Genomic DNA, 593 nt, shown 5'->3' on the forward strand with positions numbered 1-593 from the left:
GAATAGCGTGTCTCGGGCTCGGTGGCCACGCGCTGCCCCCGTATGTCCACCACCGGCAACTGCATCAGTCCCGCGTCGCCCTGTGGAGGCCTGGGCTCGTGGTCCATGGCTTGCAACACCTGGTGGACATCGAAGACGGACGCTGGATGCTGGGCCTGGACGGTTGCCGCATTGTGCGCCATGAACGTGTCCAGCGCATCGACCGGGCTATCGGCCTCGATCTCCGCGATCACGTTCCAGCTCATGTTGGAAAGGTCGCCTTCGATGAGGTCGCGCGTGCTGGCCAGGATCTGCCTGGTCTCACGCTGCAGCTGTTGCTGGGTCATCCGCAAGTCGGGCTTCCTGCCCTCGACATACGGTCGCCGGTACAATGACTCCAGGACCGCGCGGGCCTTGAGCACCTGATAGATCGACAAGGCGGGACAACGGCTGGAGCACGGTCCGCGTGTCTGCTCGGCACTGCTTGCCTGCAGATGCGCCTCGATCTTGTGCTTCACGACCGGCTGGATGTCCTTCAGCAGGTTGAGCGCCTGCCTGCGGTGCCAGCGCAGCTGCTTGTGCGGGCTGCGCGCCAGCGGCAGCAGAGCGGCGCA

At 65.3% G+C, this 593-nt stretch carries 1 pseudogene; it reads right to left on the reverse strand.

From position 1 onward, the window contains the following. Positions 1-593, reverse strand: a pseudogene (locus OHD62_RS35565) (shikimate kinase); the annotation flags it as partial.

Source organism: Mesorhizobium sp. YC-39 (assembly GCF_025753795.1).
Classification (GTDB): Bacteria; Pseudomonadota; Alphaproteobacteria; order Rhizobiales; family Rhizobiaceae; genus Mesorhizobium.